This window comes from Streptomyces sp. NPDC047108 (genome assembly GCF_040643575.1).
Taxonomy (GTDB): domain Bacteria; phylum Actinomycetota; class Actinomycetes; order Streptomycetales; family Streptomycetaceae; genus Streptomyces.
The window spans coordinates 271,570-290,759 of record NZ_JBEYUP010000008.1 but is presented as its reverse complement, the minus strand read 5'-3'; the positions used below and the strand labels follow the sequence as shown (position 1 = coordinate 290,759).

The 19,190-nt window shown below is 72.4% G+C and carries 17 protein-coding genes; 1 reads left to right on the top strand and 16 read right to left on the bottom strand.

Annotation, left to right across the window (positions count from 1 at the left end; genetic code table 11):
- Positions 1 to 26: 26 nt before the first annotated feature.
- The gene (locus tag ABZ822_RS19195; protein WP_360854962.1) at positions 27 to 935 is read left to right on the top strand and encodes a putative protein N(5)-glutamine methyltransferase; all 909 of its coding nucleotides are present in this window, start codon (positions 27 to 29) and stop codon (positions 933 to 935) included.
- A gap of 136 nt (positions 936 to 1,071) precedes the next feature.
- On the opposite strand, the gene ABZ822_RS19190 is transcribed toward ABZ822_RS19195, so the two are convergent.
- The 16 genes from ABZ822_RS19190 to ABZ822_RS19115 all read right to left on the bottom strand — a co-directional run bounded on the left by ABZ822_RS19190 (position 1,072) and on the right by ABZ822_RS19115 (position 19,085).
- A complete protein-coding gene (locus tag ABZ822_RS19190) occupies positions 1,072 to 1,506 on the bottom strand; it encodes a GNAT family N-acetyltransferase (protein WP_360855112.1) in 435 nt (144 codons plus the stop codon).
- A 56-nt stretch (positions 1,507 to 1,562) separates the two neighbouring features.
- Positions 1,563 to 3,584 (bottom strand): NADPH-dependent 2,4-dienoyl-CoA reductase, encoded by a 2,022-nt coding sequence (locus tag ABZ822_RS19185; RefSeq protein WP_360854959.1) that lies wholly within the window; start codon positions 3,582 to 3,584, stop codon positions 1,563 to 1,565.
- Positions 3,585 to 3,789: 205 nt separating this feature from the next.
- Positions 3,790 to 4,359, bottom strand: a complete 570-nt coding sequence (locus tag ABZ822_RS19180; protein WP_360854956.1) for a PadR family transcriptional regulator — start codon at positions 4,357 to 4,359, stop codon at positions 3,790 to 3,792.
- A gap of 311 nt (positions 4,360 to 4,670) precedes the next feature.
- The gene (locus tag ABZ822_RS19175; protein ID WP_360854953.1) at positions 4,671 to 5,285 is read right to left on the bottom strand and encodes an LAETG motif-containing sortase-dependent surface protein; all 615 of its coding nucleotides are present in this window, start codon (positions 5,283 to 5,285) and stop codon (positions 4,671 to 4,673) included.
- A 194-nt stretch (positions 5,286 to 5,479) separates the two neighbouring features.
- Entirely contained in the window at positions 5,480 to 5,905 is a 426-nt protein-coding gene (locus ABZ822_RS19170) for a MazG nucleotide pyrophosphohydrolase domain-containing protein (protein ID WP_360854950.1), read from the bottom strand.
- A 111-nt stretch (positions 5,906 to 6,016) separates the two neighbouring features.
- Entirely contained in the window at positions 6,017 to 7,390 is a 1,374-nt protein-coding gene (locus ABZ822_RS19165) for an FAD-binding oxidoreductase (protein ID WP_360854947.1), read from the bottom strand.
- 329 nt (positions 7,391 to 7,719) lie between these two features.
- Positions 7,720 to 8,985: a cysteine desulfurase-like protein gene (locus tag ABZ822_RS19160; RefSeq protein ID WP_360854944.1), complete on the bottom strand. Its 1,266-nt coding sequence runs from the start codon at positions 8,983 to 8,985 to the stop codon at positions 7,720 to 7,722.
- Positions 8,986 to 9,043: 58 nt separating this feature from the next.
- Entirely contained in the window at positions 9,044 to 9,991 is a 948-nt protein-coding gene (locus ABZ822_RS19155) for a sugar isomerase (RefSeq protein ID WP_360854941.1), read from the bottom strand.
- A 478-nt stretch (positions 9,992 to 10,469) separates the two neighbouring features.
- Complete coding sequence (locus ABZ822_RS19150; RefSeq protein WP_360854938.1) at positions 10,470 to 11,261, bottom strand: DeoR/GlpR family DNA-binding transcription regulator; 792 nt, start codon at positions 11,259 to 11,261, stop codon at positions 10,470 to 10,472.
- Between the two features lie 291 nt (positions 11,262 to 11,552).
- Entirely contained in the window at positions 11,553 to 12,641 is a 1,089-nt protein-coding gene (locus ABZ822_RS19145; protein WP_360855109.1) for a cytochrome P450, read from the bottom strand.
- A 74-nt stretch (positions 12,642 to 12,715) separates the two neighbouring features.
- Positions 12,716 to 14,146 carry a cytochrome P450 gene (locus tag ABZ822_RS19140; protein ID WP_360854935.1) on the bottom strand — a complete coding sequence of 477 codons (1,431 nt, stop codon included), beginning with the start codon at positions 14,144 to 14,146 and terminating at the stop codon, positions 12,716 to 12,718.
- A 168-nt stretch (positions 14,147 to 14,314) separates the two neighbouring features.
- Positions 14,315 to 14,917: an ATP/GTP-binding protein gene (locus ABZ822_RS19135; RefSeq protein ID WP_360854932.1), complete on the bottom strand. Its 603-nt coding sequence runs from the start codon at positions 14,915 to 14,917 to the stop codon at positions 14,315 to 14,317.
- Positions 14,898 to 15,215 carry a DUF742 domain-containing protein gene (locus ABZ822_RS19130; RefSeq protein ID WP_360855106.1) on the bottom strand — a complete coding sequence of 106 codons (318 nt, stop codon included), beginning with the start codon at positions 15,213 to 15,215 and terminating at the stop codon, positions 14,898 to 14,900. The genes ABZ822_RS19135 and ABZ822_RS19130 overlap by 20 nt, the downstream gene beginning before the upstream one ends.
- A gap of 47 nt (positions 15,216 to 15,262) precedes the next feature.
- Positions 15,263 to 15,685 (bottom strand): roadblock/LC7 domain-containing protein, encoded by a 423-nt coding sequence (locus ABZ822_RS19125; protein ID WP_360854929.1) that lies wholly within the window; start codon positions 15,683 to 15,685, stop codon positions 15,263 to 15,265.
- Positions 15,682 to 17,445, bottom strand: a complete 1,764-nt coding sequence (locus ABZ822_RS19120) for an ATP-binding protein (RefSeq protein WP_360854926.1) — start codon at positions 17,443 to 17,445, stop codon at positions 15,682 to 15,684. Before ABZ822_RS19120 ends, ABZ822_RS19125 begins: the two co-directional genes overlap by 4 nt.
- 356 nt (positions 17,446 to 17,801) lie before the next feature.
- The gene (locus ABZ822_RS19115; protein WP_360854923.1) at positions 17,802 to 19,085 is read right to left on the bottom strand and encodes a YcaO-like family protein; all 1,284 of its coding nucleotides are present in this window, start codon (positions 19,083 to 19,085) and stop codon (positions 17,802 to 17,804) included.
- Positions 19,086 to 19,190: the final 105 nt, after the last annotated feature.

Genomic DNA, 19,190 nt, shown 5'->3' with positions numbered 1-19,190 from the left:
GCCCTTCGGCATCCCGGAAGGCTCTCATGTCGGTTCCCTCCTCCCCTCCGCTGCTCTCCTCCTCGACCGTGATCTCCCGGCTGCGCGAGGCCGGTTGTGTCTTCGCCGAGGACGAGGCGCGGCTGATCCTCTCCACCGCGCGTACACCCGCGGAGACCGCCGCGATGGTGGAACGACGTGCCGCGGGGGTGCCGCTCGAGCACGTGCTCGGCTGGGCCGAGTTCTGCGGTCTGCGGGTCGCGGTGGAGCCGGGGGTGTTCGTACCGCGCCGCCGCACCGAGTTCCTGGTCGCAGAGGCCGTCGCGCTGCTGCGCGAGGCACGTCCGGTGCCGCGGCGGGCGGTGGTCGTCGACCTGTGCTGCGGCTCGGGCGCGGTGACGGCCGCGCTGCGGGCGGCGGTGGAGGCCGCGGTGGCGGAGGCTGCGGCAGTGGAGGCTGCGATGGGGCCGGGTCCGGTCGAGTGGCACGCCGCCGACATCGAGCCCGCCGCGGTGCGCTGTGCCCGCCGGAACCTCGGCTCGGGGGCGGCGGTGTACGAGGGCGACCTCTACGATCCGCTGCCCGCCCGGCTGCGGGGCCGGGTCGATGTACTGGTCGCCAACGCCCCCTACGTCCCGACCGATGCCTTCGGGCTGCTCCCGGCGGAGGCGCGGTTGCACGAGCCGCGGGTGGCGCTCGACGGCGGAGCGGACGGGCTGGACGTTCAGCGGCGGGTGACGGCCGATGCGGTGTCGTGGCTGGCGCCGGGCGGCCGGTTGCTCGTCGAGACGAGTGAGCGTCAGGCGGCGGGCACGGTCGCGTCGTTCCGGCGTGACGGGCTGAGCACGCGGGTGGCGCGCTGCGCGGACCTGAGCGCCACCGTGGTCATCGGGTCCCGGCCGGACGCCCGGAGCGGGCGGGTGCGCGGCATCCGGCCGCTTCGAGGGGCGGAGTGATCCGGACGGAGCACCGTCCGCCTCATCGCACCCACATGCGGGAAAGCGCGAACTCCCGTCATCGGGGGTCGATTCGGTGCTCCGGTCACGTCCGATCCCGTTCCGCGCCGGACCTGCCGACTCCGCAATCCGCCCTTCAGGACAACGGGTTGTCGAGTCCCGTCTGCAACAGGCGTGGGGAGAGCGCGAATCCGTGGCGTTCGTACGCGCCGATGGCCCGGGTGCTGGAGTGGACGGTGACCCGTTCGAGCCCCGACTCCCGCGCCAGCTGAAGGAGCGCCTCGATCAGGACGCCGCCGAGGCCGGTGTTCCGCTCCTCCGGCACCACGTACACGCACTGCACGTCACCCGAGGCACGCTCGAGCGCGCGGGGGCTCGGAACGCGGCTGGTGACGGCCAGCCAGCCCATGCCGATGACGGTGTCGTCGCGGACCGCGACGAGACAGCGGTGCGAGGCCGCGTTCCCCTCCGCCCAGGCCGCGAAGTGCCGCACGAATTCCTCGCGTGTGCTGACGGGCGCCGCGCCGTTCTCCCGGACCCACTGCCACCGCAGCCCGGCCGCGGCGACCATGTCGCCGGGCCGGGCGGGGCGTACGGCGATTCCGCCGCTCCCGGCGCGCACCCCGCTCAGAGAGCGGCCGCCAGTTCGGTGCCCTGCAGGATGGCGCGCTTGGCGTCGAGTTCGGCCGCTACGTCCGCGCCACCGATGATGTGCGCCTCGCGGCCCTGGGCACGCAGGTCCTCGTACAGGTCGCGCCGGGGCTCCTGCCCGGTGCAGACCACGACCGTGTCCACGTCGAGGATCCGGCGTTCCCCCTCGATCGTCACGTGCAGCCCCTCGTCGTCGATCTCGTGGTACGTCGCACCGGCGACCGTCGTCACGCCGCGGTGGCGGAGTTCGGCGCGGTGGATCCAGCCGGTGGTCTTTCCCAGTCCCGCGCCGACCTTGCCGGTCTTGCGCTGGAGCAGGTGCACGGTCCGGGACGGCTTCGTACGCCGCGGCTCCTGCAGCGCACCGGGCGTACGGTACTCGGTGTCGACGCCCCACTGCTCGAAGAACGCCTCGGGTGTCAGGCCGTCCTCGTGGCCCTCGTCGGTGAGGAACTCCGCGACGTCGAACCCGATGCCGCCGGCTCCCAGGATGGCCACCCGTTCCCCGACCTTCGCGTCGTCGCGCAGGACGTCGAGGTAGCTCACCACGCTCGGGTGGTCGATGCCCGAGATGCTCGGGATCCGCGGAGTGACGCCGGTGGCGAGGACGATGTCGTCGAAGCCGTGCGCGACGAGGTCCCCGGCGGTCACGGCGGCGCCCAGCCGGACGTCGACGCCCAGATCCTCCAGGCGCCGCCGGTAGTAGCGCAGCGTCTCGTCGAACTCCTCCTTGCCCGGGATCCTGCGCGCCAGGTTGAGCTGCCCGCCGATGGCGCCGTCCGCGTCGAAGAGCGTGACGCGGTGTCCGCGCTCGGCGGCGGAGACGGCGCAGGCGAGGCCGGCCGGTCCCGCACCGACCACGCCGATGTGCTTGCGGTGCCGGGTGGGCGAGAGCACGAGTTCGGTCTCGTGGCACGCCCGGGGGTTGACGAGGCACGAGGTGATCTTGCCGCTGAAGGTGTGGTCCAGGCAGGCCTGGTTGCAGCCGATGCAGGTGTTGATGGTGTCCGCCGCACCCTGCCGGGCCTTGGCGACGAAGTCGGGGTCGGCCAGGAACGGGCGGGCCAGGGAGATCATGTCCGCATGGCCCTCGGCTAGCAACTGCTCGGCCAGCTCGGGGGTGTTGATGCGGTTGGTCGTCACCAGCGGGACGGACACCGACCCCATGAGCTTCTTGGTGACCCAGGCGAAGGCACCCCGCGGCACGGACGTCGCGATGGTCGGGATCCGCGCCTCGTGCCACCCGATGCCCGTGTTGATGATCGTGGCACCGGCCGCCTCGATCTCCCGGGCCAGGGTGATCACTTCGTCCAGGGACGATCCGCCCGGCACGAGGTCGAGCATCGACAGCCGGTAGATGAGGATGAAGTCCGGTCCGACGCGCTCGCGGACGCGGCGGACGATCTCGACCGGGAAGCGGATCCGGTTGCTGTACGCGCCGCCCCAGCGGTCGTCGCGGTGGTTGGTGGCGGCGGCGATGAACTCGTTGATCAAGTAGCCCTCGGAGCCCATGACCTCGACGCCGTCGTAGCCCGCGGACTGCGCCAGCTCCGCGGTCCGTACGAAGTCCTCGATGGTCCGCTCGATGTCCGCCTCGCTCAGGGCGCGCGGCGTGAAGGGGCTGATGGGGGCCTTGATCGCGCTGGGCGCCACCAGGTCCTCGTGGTAGGCGTACCGGCCGAAGTGCAGGATCTGCAGGGCGATCTTGCCGCCCTCGGCGTGGACGGCGGCGGTCACCTTCCGGTGCCCCTCCGCCTCGGCCTCCGAGGTGAGCATGGCGCCGCCCTCGAAGGGGCGCGCCTCGGGGCTGGGGGCGATGCCTCCGGTGACGATGAGGCCGGCACCACCGCGGGCCCGGGTGGCGTAGAACTCGGCCATCCGCTCGAAGCCCTGCGGGGCCTCCTCCAGACCTATGTGCATGGACCCCATGAGCACGCGGTTGGGCAGGGTCGTGAAGCCCAGGTCGAGCGGGCTCAGCAGGTGGGGGTACTCGGTCAAGGTCAGCGCCTCCTCGCGCTCTTGGGTCGGTCCGGCCGTGGGCCGGGCCCGTGCCGCGGGGCCGTGGGCGGTCGGTGCGGCGTCGTCAGGGGTGCGCGCCGGGGATGCGGCGCGAGGCGTGCGCGTCAGAGGCGCGGTGGGACGGGCTGGGTGCGGTGAGTGCGGATGTGCGGGCCGACCGGGGCGGCCGTGTAGGCGTACGAGGTCACGGTCCGGCGCGAGCGGCCTCCCGGGCGCGGAGGATCCCGGCCGCCCGCAGGCACCAGTCACGGTGCTCCTCCTCGAACTCCAGGCCGCGGAGGCAGGTCAGATACGGGCCGATGTGCTCGCCCTGGCGCAGGAACTCCTCTTCGGGGAGTTCGCCGCGGAGATGGCGGAGGGTCCTGCCGTAGATCTCGATCCTGGCCGAGGCGGTGAGTGCTCGCTCCTCGAGCTGCGCGATCACGGGTTCGGCGTCGATGCGGTCGACGCCCTGGACCTTGACCAGCAGATCGTCGCGGATGAAGGACGGCTTGGAGGCGGCGGCGGCGAACCGCTCCAGCTCGGCGACACCGGCGTCGGTGACGGTGAACAGGCGCTTGTTGGGCCGGGTCTCCTGGATGACCTGCCGCCCGGCGACGAGCCCGTCCTTCTCCAGCTTGCCGAGTTCCAGGTAGAGCTGCTGCGGCAGGGCGTGCCAGAAGTTGGCGACGCCGGTGTCGAACGCCTTGGCCAGCTGGTAGCCGCTGTACTCACCGTCCAGCAGCGCCGCCAGCACCGCGTGGCGCAGGGCCATCCCTCACACTCCCTCCCTGTGGTCGCACTCTTGGATAGTCACTTAATTGAGTAACCAGGAATGTGACCGTACAGTACGGTGCGGCGTCAGGGGAAGAGCGGCCGGGAATCGGCGAGCGGGAACGGCGCACGGGCGGAGCGAGAGTCCGGCACACGGACACGCGGAGCACGCAGAGCCGCGGACAACAAGAAGACCCCGGTGTCGTCACGGGGTCTCGGGTGCACCGGAGGGAGACCGTTCTCCCCGGCGTGAGTGCCGCGCCGGCCCGGAGGTTGACCACCGGACCGGCGGGGCGCAGCGCCTCGAGTACGTCAGGAGCGCGCGGTGCGACGCTTGCGCGTGGCGAAGAGGATGCCGCCACCGGCGAGCACGACCACGGCGGCCGCGCCGGCGATCAGCGGGGTGCTGCTGGACGCGCCGGTCTCGGCGAGGTCGCCCGGCGCGGAGGTGCTGGGTGCCGGAGCCTCGGCCGAGGGGGTGTCACTGGCCGGGGGCTCCTCCGACGGAGTCTCCGAAGGGGTCGGCGTCTCGGACGGCGAGGACGGGGTCTCCGACGGGGTCGGGGTGTCCTCGCACACCGGCGAGACCTTGGTCTCGTCGCGCGAGAACTTGTCGCCGTCCCCGGCCTTCACGACGAGACGCACCTGCGCCTCGCTGCTGTGGCTCGGGATCTCGAGCTTCTTGTGGAACTCGCGCCCGAAGGTCTCCGTCGGCAGCAGCTCCTTGCCGTCGACGGTTATGGTCACGGTGTTGCTGACCTTGTCGTTGTAGGCGGTGAGATCGACGCTCACCTCGGAGCAGTCCACCGTCCACTTGGGGGTGTGCGCCGACGCCGGAGTGGCGGTGAGTCCGACCCCGATGAGGCCGACCGCGACGGCCGTCGTCACAGCGGCCGAACGCCGCCACGATCTGCTGGATACGCTCATGAATCCTCCGGGCATGTACGTCGGTCGAGTGACCGTGCGAGCGCACAGTACTGCCCCGCCCCGGAGGTCTCATAGGCACCCCCGCCCCCATCCTTCACAGGACCGCGGAGCCGTCCGCTCCGCCCCGATTTCTTCCGTCGGGCAGGGGCAACACGCGGGCGTTCAGGGCGAGGTGGCCCCTCCCCGGGAGGGACTCAGGAACGTCCGGATCCGGACCCGCCGGGGATCGGAGGGACGGCTTCCGTACCGGCGGGATCCGGATGGGAAGGACCCGGTCCGCCCGGGTACCCGTCGGCGCCGTCCAACTGCCTCGCGACGGCCGTCTCCAGGGTGTCCATGGTGCGATCGAAGGCGGAGGCAAGATCGACCTCGTGGAGCCGGGCCAGGATCAGCACGGACCACAGGCAGTCGGCCAACTCGTGCTCCAGCGCCGCCCGTCCGCCGGGCACCTCCCGGGCGCCTTCCTCGGCCATGACGAGCTTGGCCAGGTCCCCGACGTCCCCCACGAAGCCGAGCATGAACTCCTCGCGCGTCCAGACGCGTCCGCGCTCGCGCAGGTTCAGCTCGTCGTAGAGGGCGTGGACCCGGAGGGCCCGCTGCTGCGCCTGCTCAAGATCCATTCCGCTCCCGGTCGTTGGTGGTGGACAGCGCCCAACCTGTCCACCACCGCCCCTGCCGCACCCCGGGACGGGGAATCGCAGGGCCCTCACGACCTCGGAAGCGCTCCGGGGCTACGCCGGCTCGATGTTCTGGTTCGCGTGGAAGAGGTTCCCCGGGTCGTACGCCCGCTTGATCCGGGCGAGCCGGTCGAAGTGGTCCCGGTAGGTGGCCCGTACGCGGTCCTGCCCCTCGTCCATCATGAAGTTCACGTACGCCCCGCCCATCGAGTACGGGTGCAGCGCCTCCCAGTACCCGACGCACCAGTCCCTGATCGCCCCGGCGTTGGCCGGGTCCGGGTCGATCCCGGCGAAGACGCCCGACCACGTCGCGTCGCGGTAGCTCCAGGCCGTGTCATCGGGCCCGACGCGGTGGGCGGCGCCGTCGATCGGGTAGAGGTGCATCGTCGACAGCCCGGTCGGCAGCGCCTCCCCGAACCGGGCGTGCACGTCGAGCGCCTCGTCCGTGATCCGGTCGAAGAAGTCCCCGCGCCAGTACCACTGCAGCCCGGACGGGAGCAGTTCGTCGAACATCGTCTGCAGCATCGGGTACGGCATCGGCGTCGTGAAGTGGAACGCCGGCCGCCCCGCGTCGCCCACCCCTGCCAGCTCCTTGTCGATCTGCTCCGGCTCGCCCGCCCAGCACCACACCACGCCGCACGCCTTCCGCCCGTGGAGTTCCTCGGGGAAGGGCGGGCCGGGCGGCACGGTGAGGATGGCGAAGAACCCGTTGAGGTCCTCGGTCGCCTGCGGCAGGAACTCCCGGTACCAGCGCAGCACGTCGGGCGTCTGCTCCACCGGCCAGACGGTGATGCCGACCCCGACCGTGCTCACGGGGTGCAGGCGGTACGTGAAGGAGGTGACGACTCCGTAGTTGCCGCCACCTCCGCGTAGGGCCCAGAACAGGTCCGATTCGTGGTTCTCGTCCGCCGTGACGAAACTGCCGTCCGCCAGGACGACGTCCGCCGACACCAGGTTGTCCACCGTCAGCCCGTACGCGCGGGTGAGGTGGCCGTGGCCGCCGCCCAGCGTCAGGCCGCCGACGCCGGTGGTCGAATTGATCCCGCTGGGCGTGGCGAGACCGAAGGCGTGCGCGGCGTGGTCGAGGTCGCCGAGCTGGGCGCCACCGGCCACCTGCGCCGTCCCGGCCATCGGGTCGATGCGGACCCCGCGCATGGCCGAGAGGTCGATGGTCATGCCGTCCTCGACGAGACAGAGCCCGGCGCCGCTGTGGCCGCCGCCCCGTACCGCGATCTCCAGGCCGTTCTGCGCGCCGGACCGGACCGCCGTCATGACGTCCCCGGCGTCCGCGCACTGCACGATGACGCCGGGGCACTTGTCGATCATCGCGTTGTAGATCGCGCGGGCCGCGTCGTAGCCCGGCTCCCCGGGCGCGGTGACGGGGCCGCGGATGCTGTCCCTGAGCGAGTCACGGATTGCCGTGTCCATCACGAACTCCTTGCCACGTGCGGGTGAAGCTCCACGTGAACAGCTCCGTGACGTCGCTTCGGTTGCTCACTGCCCCCTGCTCACCGATCAGTTCCGAGGAGCGCCCGCTGAAGGGCGTCGACAGCCGGGACACCGTTGAAGCCGCTCGCACCTTCCAGCATGCGCCGATGGCGGAGCCCCTGCTACGTCAACGGGGTGCGGGCGGCCGGAGTGCGCTCGAGCCCTCACGCTCGGCCGACGACGGTCGTACGGAGCGTGGGCGGGCCGCGGCCGCCACGGAGGCTCCTGCCGCCCGCCCCGCTCCCCCATCACTGCCCGAGGAAGTCCGCTCACTGCCCGAGGAAGTCCGTCAGCGCGTCGAGCAGCCGGTCCACGTCGTCCGCGCTCGTGTACGGGGCGAGCCCGATGCGCAGTCCTCCGTGGTCCCCGAGTCCGAGCCTGCGCGACGCCTCCAGCGCGTAGAAGGATCCGGACGGGGCGCTGACTCCGCTGCGCGCCAGATGGTGGCAGGCGTCGACGGTGCTGCGCCCGTCGAGCGTCAGCAACTGGGTCGGCGTACGGTCGGCCGCCCGCGCGTGGACGGTCACGCAGGCGAGCCCCGCCAGTCCCTCGTCGATCCTGCGCCGCAGCCCGTCCTCGTGCCGGGTCAGGGCGGCGTAGGAGGAGGCCAGCCGCTGGCGCCGTCCGCTCGCGCCTCCCGGGGCGAGACCGGCGAGGACGTCGACCGCGGCGCGGGTCCCGGCCAGGAACTCGTACGGGAGGGTGCCCAGCTCGAAACGTTCCGGCACCGCGTCCGTCGCGGGCAGCAGCTTGTCCGGCCGCAGGCTCTCCAGCAGGCTCTTCCGGCTCGCGAGGACACCCAGGTGCGGCCCGAGGAACTTGTACGGGGAGCAGACGAAGAAGTCCGCGCCCAGCGCGTCGATGTCGGTGAGGGAGTGGGCCGCGTAGTGCACGCCGTCGACGTACAGCAGGGCACCGGCGGCGTGCGTCGCGCGGGAGATCTCCGCGACGGGCGGGCGCGTGCCGATCAGGTTCGACGCCGCGGTGACGGCGACCAGCCGGGTCCGCTCGGACAGCGCGGCCCGGACGGCGTCCGCGGTCAGCTCACCGGTGGCCGGATCGAACTCGGCCCACCGCACCTGGACCCCGGCTCGGGCCGCGGCCTGCACCCACGGCCGGATGTTGGAGTCGTGGTCCAGCGTTGAGACCACCACCTCGTCGCCGGGCGACCAGGTCGCGGCGAGGGTCCGCGCGATGTCGTACGTGAGCTGGGTGGCGCTGCGCCCGAACACGACGCCGGAGGGGTGTGCGCCGAGCAGATCGGCCAGCGCCTCCCGGGCACCGGAGACCAGTGCCTCCGCGTTCCGCTCCCCCGGTGTGACCTGCCCGCGGTTGGACAGGGGGCGCGTGAGTGCGTCGGTGACGGCCTGGACGACCGGCAGCGGCGTCTGCGTACCGCCCGGGCCGTCGAAGAAGGCCGTTCCCGACTCCAGCGCCGGGAACTGCGCGCGGACGGCGTCGATGTCGTAGGGGGTGGCGTCGGGAACGGTGTCGGGTGCGGTGTGGGGGCGGTCGTGCGGAAGGTCGCGGGGCATGCGGACTCCGGCTCCTCTCGGTGGCGTCTGCATCACCTCTCCCCCGGCGTGCGGCGGCTCAGGCCAGGATGACCGAGCGGGTGAGGTGGCGGGGACGGTCCGGGTCGAGTCCGCGGGCCGACGCGAGAGCCACGGCGAGCCGCTGGACGACGATCAGATCGGCCAGCGGATCACGTCCGGGAGCGATCAGCCGGCCACCCGTGCGGGCGATGTCGTCCGCGAGTCCGGCGGGGAGGGCGGCGCGGTCGCCGAACCACCAGACCACCCGGCCAGGTGCCGCGATGCTGATCGGCCCGTGCCGGTACTCCATCGCCGGGTACGCCTCGGTCCAGACACGCGCCGCCTCACGGAGCTTCAGCGCGGCCTCCAGCGCGACGCCGTAGGCCCAGCCCCGGCCGAGGAAGGTGAACTGCCCTGCGGCGAGCAGACCGTGGAGGCTCGTGGGCCCGCCCGCGGCAGCGCCCCCACTGGGGGCCAGGGGCTCGGACAGGGCCTGCGCCCCCTGGCCCGCGAGGTGGCCGAGATCCTCGCCGAGGAGGGCGCGCAGCAGGACCAACTCGGTGGTGGCGAAACGGGTCTGGACGACCGACTCCTCGTCGGCGAAGTCCAGTGCGACCGTCACGCCCGCGAGCGCCGCCAGAGGGCTCCGCGGGTCCGCGGTGACCGCGGTGACCGCGACGCGCGGTGTCACTCCGCGCAGCCGGCGGATCGCGTCCAGCACCTCGGTCGTGGTGCCGGAACGGCTGAGCGCGACCACCCGGTCGTAACTCCGGCCCGGCGGGACCTCGGAGGCCGCGAACGCGTCGGTCTCGCCGTGCCCCGCGGCTTCGCGCAGCACGGCGTAGGAGTGGCCCATGAACCAGGAGGTGCCGCATCCCACGACGGCGACACGCTCGCCTGGGCGGGGCATTCCGGTACGTGCGGGGCCGTCGGGCCGTGCCGCCAACTCGACAGCGCGGCGCCAGCATTCGGGCTGGGTGGCGATCTCGGTCTCGGTCCGGCTCATGGCTGGGCACTCCCGTCTCGGCCGTCGTGGCGCACCTCGTGTCACCGCATCCCTGAGCATGGATGAACAACCCTGTTTGTTTCCAGTGCGATTCACGCAGAAACAAGCATCAGGGGGGTGGTCCGCCAGAGCCGTCCGGCGGGGCACGGTGCGGACAGGGGGATGCGCGAGGGCGGCCAGGGGTGACGATGGAGTGCCGTCCGGGACGCGGGCGGTCACGTGCGGGGCGGGGTAAGGGGGTTGGGTACGGCTCGCCCCGAGGGGTGGACCGGCGTGCCGCCTGGCGCTCTGCCGTGAGACGTTCAGCCCCTGATCAGAGGCGAGTACGCGGCGGGGCTCGGGCCGGGCAGGCTCAAGGGCTGGGGCCCGGGCCCGGCAGGGCTCTGTCCCGGCAGGGCTCAGGCTCGGGGTCGGGCTCGGCAGGGCTCAGACTCGGGCTCGGGAGGCGGTCAGGCTCGGGCTCGGGCTCGGGAGGCGGTCAGGCTCGGATGACCTCGACGCCGGCCGCGGCGAACGGGTCCGTCAAGGCGCGGGGCGCGTGCTGGTCCGTGACCAGGACGTGGATCTCCTCCACCGGGCAGATCCGCGCGAAGGCCCGCTCCCCCAGCTTCGAGGTGTCCGCGACGACCACGACCTGCCGGGCCCGGCGCGCCAGGGCCCGGTTGATGCTCGCCTCGCCCTCGTGCCCGGCCGTCGCCCCCTGCGTGGCGTCCAGGCCGTCGACCCCGAGGAAGACGTGGTCGAGGGTGATCTCGACGAGCAGGTCGGTCGCCAGCGGCCCGATCAGCTCGTACGAGGCGGGGCGCGCCACGCCGCCGGTGACGACGAGCTTCACATGGCGGCGTACGACCAGCTCGTTGGCGATGTTGAGGGCGTTGGTGACGACGGTCAGCGAAGGGTCCTCGCCGGACTCCATCAGGTCGCGCCGTGTCGCAAGCGCGCGGGCGACCTCGGTGGTCGTGGTCCCGCCGTTGAGGCCCACGACCGCCCCCGCGCCGACCAGCCCGGCAGCCACGTGCGCGATGCGCTCCTTCTCGCGGGCGTGCTTCGAAGCCTTGTAGCGCAGGGGGAGGTCGTAGGCGATGGCGTTGATCACGGCTCCGCCGTGCGTGCGGGTGACCATCTGCTGACGTGCGAGTTCGTCGAGATCACGGCGGATGGTGGCGGCGGAGACGCCCAGGTCGGCCGCCGCGGTCTCGACCTCGATCCTGCCGTCCCGGGTGGCCTTCTCCAGCAGCGCGCTCCACCGGGCCTGCGCCGATCCGGCCATGCGATCGCCCCCCCCCTGTACTGCGGCGTGCGCCCCCGGAGCGGCAGGCCACCGGGCCTGCGCTTCCGAGCGAGGGCGGCCATTGAAACACGTCGTCGTGCGGTCACCAACACGTTCGCACGGCCGTCCCGGAAAGGGCCGTGCACGGTGCCGTACGGGCCGGTCACCGGCGGCGCGGCCGGATGCGCCGCCGGTTCCGTATGCCGCGCCGCGAGCGTCCGCGGACACCGTGGGTACGGTCCCCGTACGCCGCGGGCTCGCCCGCCCCCTGCGCAGCCCCCGTACGGTCGGCTACCCGACCGGCGCCTGGTCCGCGCTCCCGTGGAGGCGTACCGGCAGGACCTGGTGTCCGTTCGAGATGAACGAGGGGACGGGGACCAACGTGTCCTGTTCCACGGCCAGTTCGAGGTGCGGGAAGCGATCGAACAGGGCGGACAGGGCGATCCGGCCCTCCAGACGGGCGAGTTCGGCACCGAGGCAGTAGTGGACGCCGTGCCCGAACGCCATGTGCTCGCGGCGCGAGGAGCGGGTGCTGTCGAAGACCTCGGCGTTCTCCCCGTGGAGGTGCGGATCGCGGCCGACGGCCGCGTAGTTGATGACGATGGCTTCGCCTTGACGGAACGTCAGACCGCTCTCGGCGTCGTGGACGTCCTCGACGGGGAACCGCATGATGATGTTGGCGATCGGCGCCTGGTGGCGCAGGGTCTCCTCCACCACGTCGCTCCACGCGACGTCTCCCCGGCGGACCGCGGCGAGTTGTCCGCGGTCGCCGAGCAGGTTGACCACGGCGTGGTCGAGGAGGTTGACGGTGGTCTCGTGCCCGGCGCCGATCAACAGCAGGAGTGAGTCCAGGAGTTCCTGGTGGGAGAGGCGCGAGTCGGTCGCGTCGTCGTGGGCGTCGATGAGTGCGCTGGTGACGTCGTCGCCGGGCGTACGGCGCTTGGCGGCGACGAGGTCGTCGAGCAGCGCGTAGACCGCCAGGGCGTTCGCGGTGGCCTCCTCCTCGGAGAGGTTGGTGGCGAACAGGCCACCGATGGCACGGCGGAAGTCCTGATGCGTCTCGTCGGGAACACCGAGCAGGGTGTTGACGACCATGAGCGGAAGCACCCAGGCGTACCGGGCCCGCAAGTCCACCTCGGTACCGGCCGGTTCGTCCTCCAGCCGGTCCAGGAGGCCGGAGGCGAGGGACTCGATCACGGGGACGAGCGCACGGACGCGGCGGGTGGTGAACGCCGAGCCGATGAGACGGCGCAGCCGGGTGTGCTCGTCGCCGTACGCGGTCAGGGCGTTGCGGACGTCGACCCACGGGCGCAGCGGCCAGGCCGCGGGGATGTGTTCGTCGATGTGGTCCGGCCAGTGCCGGTGGGCGTCCTTGGATATGCGGGCGTCGGTGAGGAGCCGTTTGATGAGTCCGGTGTCGGTGACCGACCACGCCTGGACTCCGCCGGGCAGCTCTACCCGGGTTGCCGCCCCCGCGGCACGGAGACGTGCGGTCTCACCGTGGATGTCCGCGGCGTGGGGGTCGAGCCGGAACGGGCACCCGGATCCCGGTGCGGGTACGGATGAGGATCCGGGTGTGCGCCGGTTGTCGTCCATGGGGTCTCTCCAGAAGAGGGTGCGACGGGCGGGAAGGTGACGGGCAGGGCGGTCCACCCGGAGTGGAACGTGCCCGGCCTCCGGGTCAGTTGGTCGCGGCGGCAGGCGAGCGTGAGGTCGGGCAGGCGGTCGAGCAGGCGCTCGACCGCGGTCTCGGAGATGACCCGTGCCAGATCGGGCGCGGGACAGCCGTGCACACCGGCGCTGAAGGCGAGGTGCGCGCGGTTGCCCCCGCGCAGGTGCCGGCCGGCGGCGAGGGCCGGATCGCTGTTGGCGGCGGCGAAGCTCACCAGCACGGGTACGCCGGGCTCCAGCTCGATCCCCTCGTACGTCTCGTGGTTGCGCGGATAGAGGGGGCAGTAGTTGGCCACGGGCGGGTCCTCCCACAGCACATGGTCGAGGGCTTCGCCGACCGGCTGGACACCGTCGTGGACGTTCCCGCCGAACTGGTCGTCGTCGATCATCAGCAGCAGGGCGTTGGAGATCAGATCGGTGCTGGGCTCCGTACCGGCACCCACGACGAGCAGGATCTGCTGGATCATCTCCGCGTCGGTCAGCCGGGCCGGATGGTCCAGCAGCCACGACGTCATGTCGGCGCCGGGGCGCCGGCGTTTGAGGTGGGTCAGCTCCAGACAGGCCGCCTCCAGCTCGGCGTTGGCCTCAGCCGCGTCCTGAGCGGTGTCGAACAGCTTCGCGATGGCGTGCACGATGCGCCGCCCGACCTCGGGCGGGCTGCCGAACATGCTGATGAGCACGCGCATCGGCAGCGGCGCGGCGAAGTCCCGTACGAGGTCGGCCTCTCCGTCCGCCGCGAAGCCGTCGACGAGGAGGTCGGCGATCCGCGTGACGGTGTCGGCCAGCGCGTGGGAGTCGACGAGGTCGAGGCTGCCGGTGATGGACTCCCGCAGCCGCGCGTGGTCGGAGCCGTCCATCCACAGCGCGTTGTCCCGCGGCTGCATCATCATCAGCGCCGGACTGTCGGCCGGTACGCGCCCCTCGCGCAGCGCCTGCCAGTTGCGCGGGTCCTTGGCGAACCGGCCGGGGGTGTTGCGGAGGAGGTGGAGCGCCGCTCGGTAGGTGGTGGTGATGCGGCCGTGGACGTGTGGGGCGATCTCGACGGACGCGATGGGCCCCTGTGCGCGGAGGCGGTCATACGTGGTGCGGGGATCGGCGCTGAACTCCGGCCCGTGGATCGGGATCGGCCGGGCGGACTCCGAGGGGCGGCTGCTGCCGCGGGGGCAGGCGGTGGGGCGCGGTTCGGGGTGGGAGGACGGCGGCGGACTGGTCATCGGACGGGCTCCGGGTCGTGGGGCGGGCACGGCACGGTCAACGGGCGGGCCGGGGGCGGACGAACGGAATCGTGGACGATCGACGGGCGTGACGAGACAGGCCGTCACCAGGCGCGCGGACGGCAGGCAGGCACGCGGGCGGGGCACCGGCACGGCGCGCAGGGACCGTCAACAGGCGGGCTCGGGTTCCAGCGTGAGCAGATACTCGACGAGCCGGATCAGGGCTTCCTTGGAGCTGTCCCGGTCGCGCGCGTCGCAGATGACGAGCGGGGTGTCAGCTGCGAGGTCCATGGCGTCACGGAGCTGCTCGGTGCCGTGGTCGGGGGCCTCGTCGAAGTCGTTGATGGCGATGGCATAGGGCACGGAGAGGTCCTCCAGCAGGCCCATGATGTGGTAACTGTCCGCCAGACGACGGGTGTCGGCCAGCACGAGCGCCCCCATCGCGCCCCGGGTGAGATCGGCGAACACCGACCAGAACCGCGGCTGTCCCGGCGCGCCGAAGAGGTACAGCACATGGGAGTCGCCGAGCGAGAGCCGGCCGAAGTCCATCGCGACCGTCGTCTCGGTCTTGTCCGGCAGTCCGGAGACGTGGTCGGTCCCCACGCCCGCCTCCGTCATCCGCTCCTCGGTGCGCAGCGGGCGTATCTCCGAGAGCGTGCCGACGAACGTGGTCTTGCCTGCGCCCAGATGACCGGCGATCACGATCTTCGCCGGTATCTCGTCGCCGCGCAGATAGGTGCCGGCGGCCGGATCAGAGTGCGCGGAGTCCACTGAGGACAGCCTCCAGAAGCTCTCGGTTGCGGATCGGCCGGTCCCCGGTGGACGGGATCCGGGTGCGGGAGGTGACATGGCCGCTGTCCAGCAGATCGTCGAGCACGATGCGCAGGACGCTGGGCGGAAGGCCGAGATGAGAGCTGATCTCGGCCACCGACAGCGCCCCGCGCAGGCATAAGTCGACGACGCGGCGCTCCTCGGGCGTGAGCCCCGTCGTCGCCGCGTCGCGCCTGGACATCACCAGCGTGATGAGGTCGACGTGTCGACGGCTGGGTGCGGACCGGCCGCCGGTCACCACGTACGGCCGCACCAGTCCCCTGTCCCGGCCGCGCCGGGGCGGGGTCACGCCGAGCTGCCGGCGGAGTCCCGTGCGGGGAGGCTCATCTCGTGCCCGAGCCGGTCGATGGCCTTCTCCATGGCGTAGGACACGGCCTCGACGTCGGCGTCCGCGGTGGTGGCCACCGCGAGGAAGGTGCCGGGGCCCGCGGCCATGGTGAAGATGAACCCGTCGGTGTACTGAATCATCGTCAACTCCCAGGGGGATTCCTGGCAGTCGGCGAACTCGGCGGCCTCGCGGCTCAGGGACTGCATCCCGGAGACCGCGGCGGCCATACGGTCGGCCATGTCACGGTCGACCCCGTCGGAGGAGGCGGCGGTCAGACCGTCGGCCGACAGCAGCAGGGCACGGAGCGTGTGCGGGAGTCGGAGGATGTTCTCGTCCAGGATCCAGCCGAGGCCGCTGAGATCGGTGCCGGGGGTGGTCATGACTCCGGGTTCCTTTCGTTCTGGTCTTGCTGTCGCTGTGCGGCTCGGCGCCGGCCCCGTACGACCGCACCCACGCTGCCCGCCGGGTTCGACGGCGTCTGCATCGCGGGCCGGGGCGGCGCGGCAGGACGTCGGGGCCGGTTGCGGCGGCGCTGCGGGAGGCCGTCGGGGCGCAGGGGGAACGACGGGTCGGCGGCTGCGGGGGCCACGGCCGCGGCTCCGGACTGCGGCTCGGTGACGGGGGCGGGGGTGTGCGCGCGGGGCCCGGACTGCGGCTCGGTCGCGGGCTGTTGCTCGGCAGCAGGCTCCTGTGCGCCGGGCCCGGACTCCCGCCCGGCGGCGGGCTCCTTCTCGGCCGCAGACTGCCGCGCGGCGGCGGGCTCCTGCGCACCGGGCTCCGGGCGCTGTTCCCGCACTGCGTCGGGACGCGGATCATGCCCGCCGGAAGCGCCCGTCTCCGGCGCGGCGGTGTCGTCCCCCGTGCGGGCGGTGGTGTCCGCGGTCCGCGCCGGGGCCCCGGACCCCTCGGCGGTCTCGTCGGATCCGCGGGCCTCGGCCTCGTCCGCCGACGTCCCCGTCGCGGACTCCGCGTGGGGCACCCCGACTGCCGGAGCGGGAGCGGCGCCTGCCTCTGCGGGCGCGGAACCCCGCGCTGCGGACGGGGGCTCATCCGCGGGCGCTGCGCCGTTCCCGGCCCCGGCGGTCCGGGTCCGTGCGGCGGACGACGACTGCCCGTCGAGGTCGGTGGTCAGAAGCTCCTTGGGGAGGTAGACCACGGCCCGTACGCCGCCGTAGTCCGACTCCTGCTCGACGCTGGCCCGGAACCCGTACCGGGCGGCGAGCACGCCCACGGCCGAGAAGCCGAACTTCGGGGGGTTGCGGAGCTGTGTGAGGAGGACCGGTTCCCGGCCGGAGAGCTGACGCGCCGCCAACTCCCGGTCCTCCGGCTTGAGTCCGACCCCGGCGTCGTCGATCACGATGCTGACGCCGTTGTGGCCCTCGACGAACCACACCCGTACGTCCGAGCCAGGCTCGGAGTGGCGCGCGGCGTTGTCCAGCAGCTCTGCGACGGCGAGCACGACGGGCTCGACCACGCGGCTGACGACCGCGGCGGCCGGCCGTCCCGTGACCTTGACCCGCTGGTAGTCGCGGATGCGGGAGATGCCTCCGCGGACGACGTCCTCGAGCGGCGAGTTGGTCCGCTGCCGCAGCGGCCTGGACCCGGTGAGGACGCCGATGACCTGGGTCCTGCGGCTCAGTTGGCTGCTGGCGTGGTCGATGGCGTTGGCGTCGTACAGGACCTTCTCGTCGTGGTGCCGCTCCAGCATGTCGAGGATGGCACGCTGCTGTTCGTTGAGCAGGGCCTCCATCGACCGCGTGACGGTCTTCACCGCGGCGCGCGCCGCGGACTCCGCTCGTTCGGACGCCTCCGCGGGCACACCGCTGAACATCTCGAGCACCGTGTACTGGGCCTGCGCGAAGGGCGTGCCCGCCAGCTCGTCGTGCAGCAGCCCCGGCGTCTCGGTCGGCCTGCCCTGCCACAGGCCCTTCATCAGGGCCGGTACGCGGTGCTCGACCAGGTGGTGCGCTTCGGCGTCACGCATCCGAATGGCCTGTTCGCGGTCCTGGACGGTTGCCTCGAGAGCCGCGATGCGCTTCGCGCGGGCGGCGGCGATGCCGCGGTAGCGCAGAGCGACCGCCCCGGCAGCGGCCAGGCCCGGGAGCAGGAGCCAGATCGGTGCGTCCGGTATGGGTGTCATCAATTCCTCGGACAGGAGCGGAGGGCGGGCCCGGGCGGGCGCGCTCCCCGTGCGGAGCCCGTGAGGACGCCCCGTCCTCACGAACTCCCGACGCGCCGCCGACCGGTCGTGAGATCGATCTTGCGGGTCGCCTCAACGATACGGATCCGGACGGGTGTCGTGGTGCAGCCCGGGTGAAGGATCGTCAAGTTCCGGCCAGATATGACCAGTTGAACGCCCCTGGAGTGGACACCTGTCGCAGGATTCCCACGCAGCCCTGCCCGGCGCTCGCCGAGAGACACCGCCCGGCCCCGGCCGCATACCGTCCGGCTTCCCCGGAGGAAACGGTTCAGCACCGCGCGACCCCGACAGGTCCGCTAGACGAAGGGGTGCGGCACGTCCCCGGGCAGGATCCGTCCGAAGCCCCCCGACGCCCCGAAGCCGAGCAGACGCGGCGTGAACACCCGCAAAGGCTCGGCGAGATGCATCGGCTGCAGATCCGGCACCACGACCTTCACCACGGACACCCCCATGTCGCGCAGGTCGTCCGTCGTCACATCGCAGACCACCACATCCCCGACGCGGTCGAGGACCTGGGCGACCAGGCGTCGCATCGACCCGGCCCGCGGTTCGAGGTCGGCGGGGTCCAGCGCGGGGCCTTCCAGGTGCAGATACGGGAGTTCGCGGGACCGGCCGGGCTGCGCCCAGTAGCCGATGCGGTCCTCCCGGCAGCCGATGTCCATGCCGGTGGTGACCCAGGTGTCGGCGTGGCGCACGGCGTCCTCGTAGCGGTCCCGCAGTCCGCGGCGGAAGCAGAGCGCCTCGAGGACCGCACCCGCCATCGCGTCGTTCAGCGACAGGGACGCCTTGGCGCCGAGCGTCATCTCGGGGCCGGTGCCCGACGGGCCCGTCACCTGGGCCACGGCCACATGGGCGGGGAGATCGGTGGGGGCGCGGAACAGCCGGACCTCGAGGCCGTCGCGCCGCGCCGCGGCCAGGAGTTCACCCAGCCGTCCTTCGCGACAGCGCCGGAGGTCGAGCCGGTCGGGCGAGAGCTGCAGATAGTGCATGATCATCAGCGCGTCCCGCTCGATCACTTCGAGGAGCCCGCGGCGCGCGGCGGCCGACCAGGAGAGTCCGGACGCGGCCCCGGTGGCGACGGGGTCGCGGAGGTAACCCTCCCCCTCGGGCGCGAAGTACGGGAGGTGGACGGACTGGGCGGGGACCAGGCAGTCGGAGCCCGTCGAGAGCGAGACACCACGGACCCACGACCGCGTCACCGCGTCGGCTCTCCGCCGGTCGGCCACGGACGAACTCCGGGCACACAGGAGCCGGGAGGGCGCGACCGCGTCGAAGAGCTGCTCCTCCAGCGACCAGTAGCTCTCGGTGAGCATCAGGTCGTCACGGTAGACCGACAGACTGTGGCGCTCGAAGACCTCGAAGGCGGCGCCCACGACGGTATCGGCGTGCTCCGCACCCCGGTCCTCCGCATGGCGCAGCAGCATCGCGCTGCCGCTCTCACCGCAGAAGTCGTGCTCCTCCTCCAGGAGGCCCGTGCCGCCCACGAGCGGGCCCATCGCCGTCATGAACATCGGGACCAGCTCCCCGGCATCGGGCTCGTCGCCGCTGCAGAAGCACTCCATGACCTTCTGACCTTCCATCAGGCCACCTCCCGCCGCTCCGCATACGTCATCGCGTTCCCTGCTCGCGGAATTCCGAACTCTTTCCGCCGCCCCGAATCGGGATCAGGATTTCTCCGGGCCGCT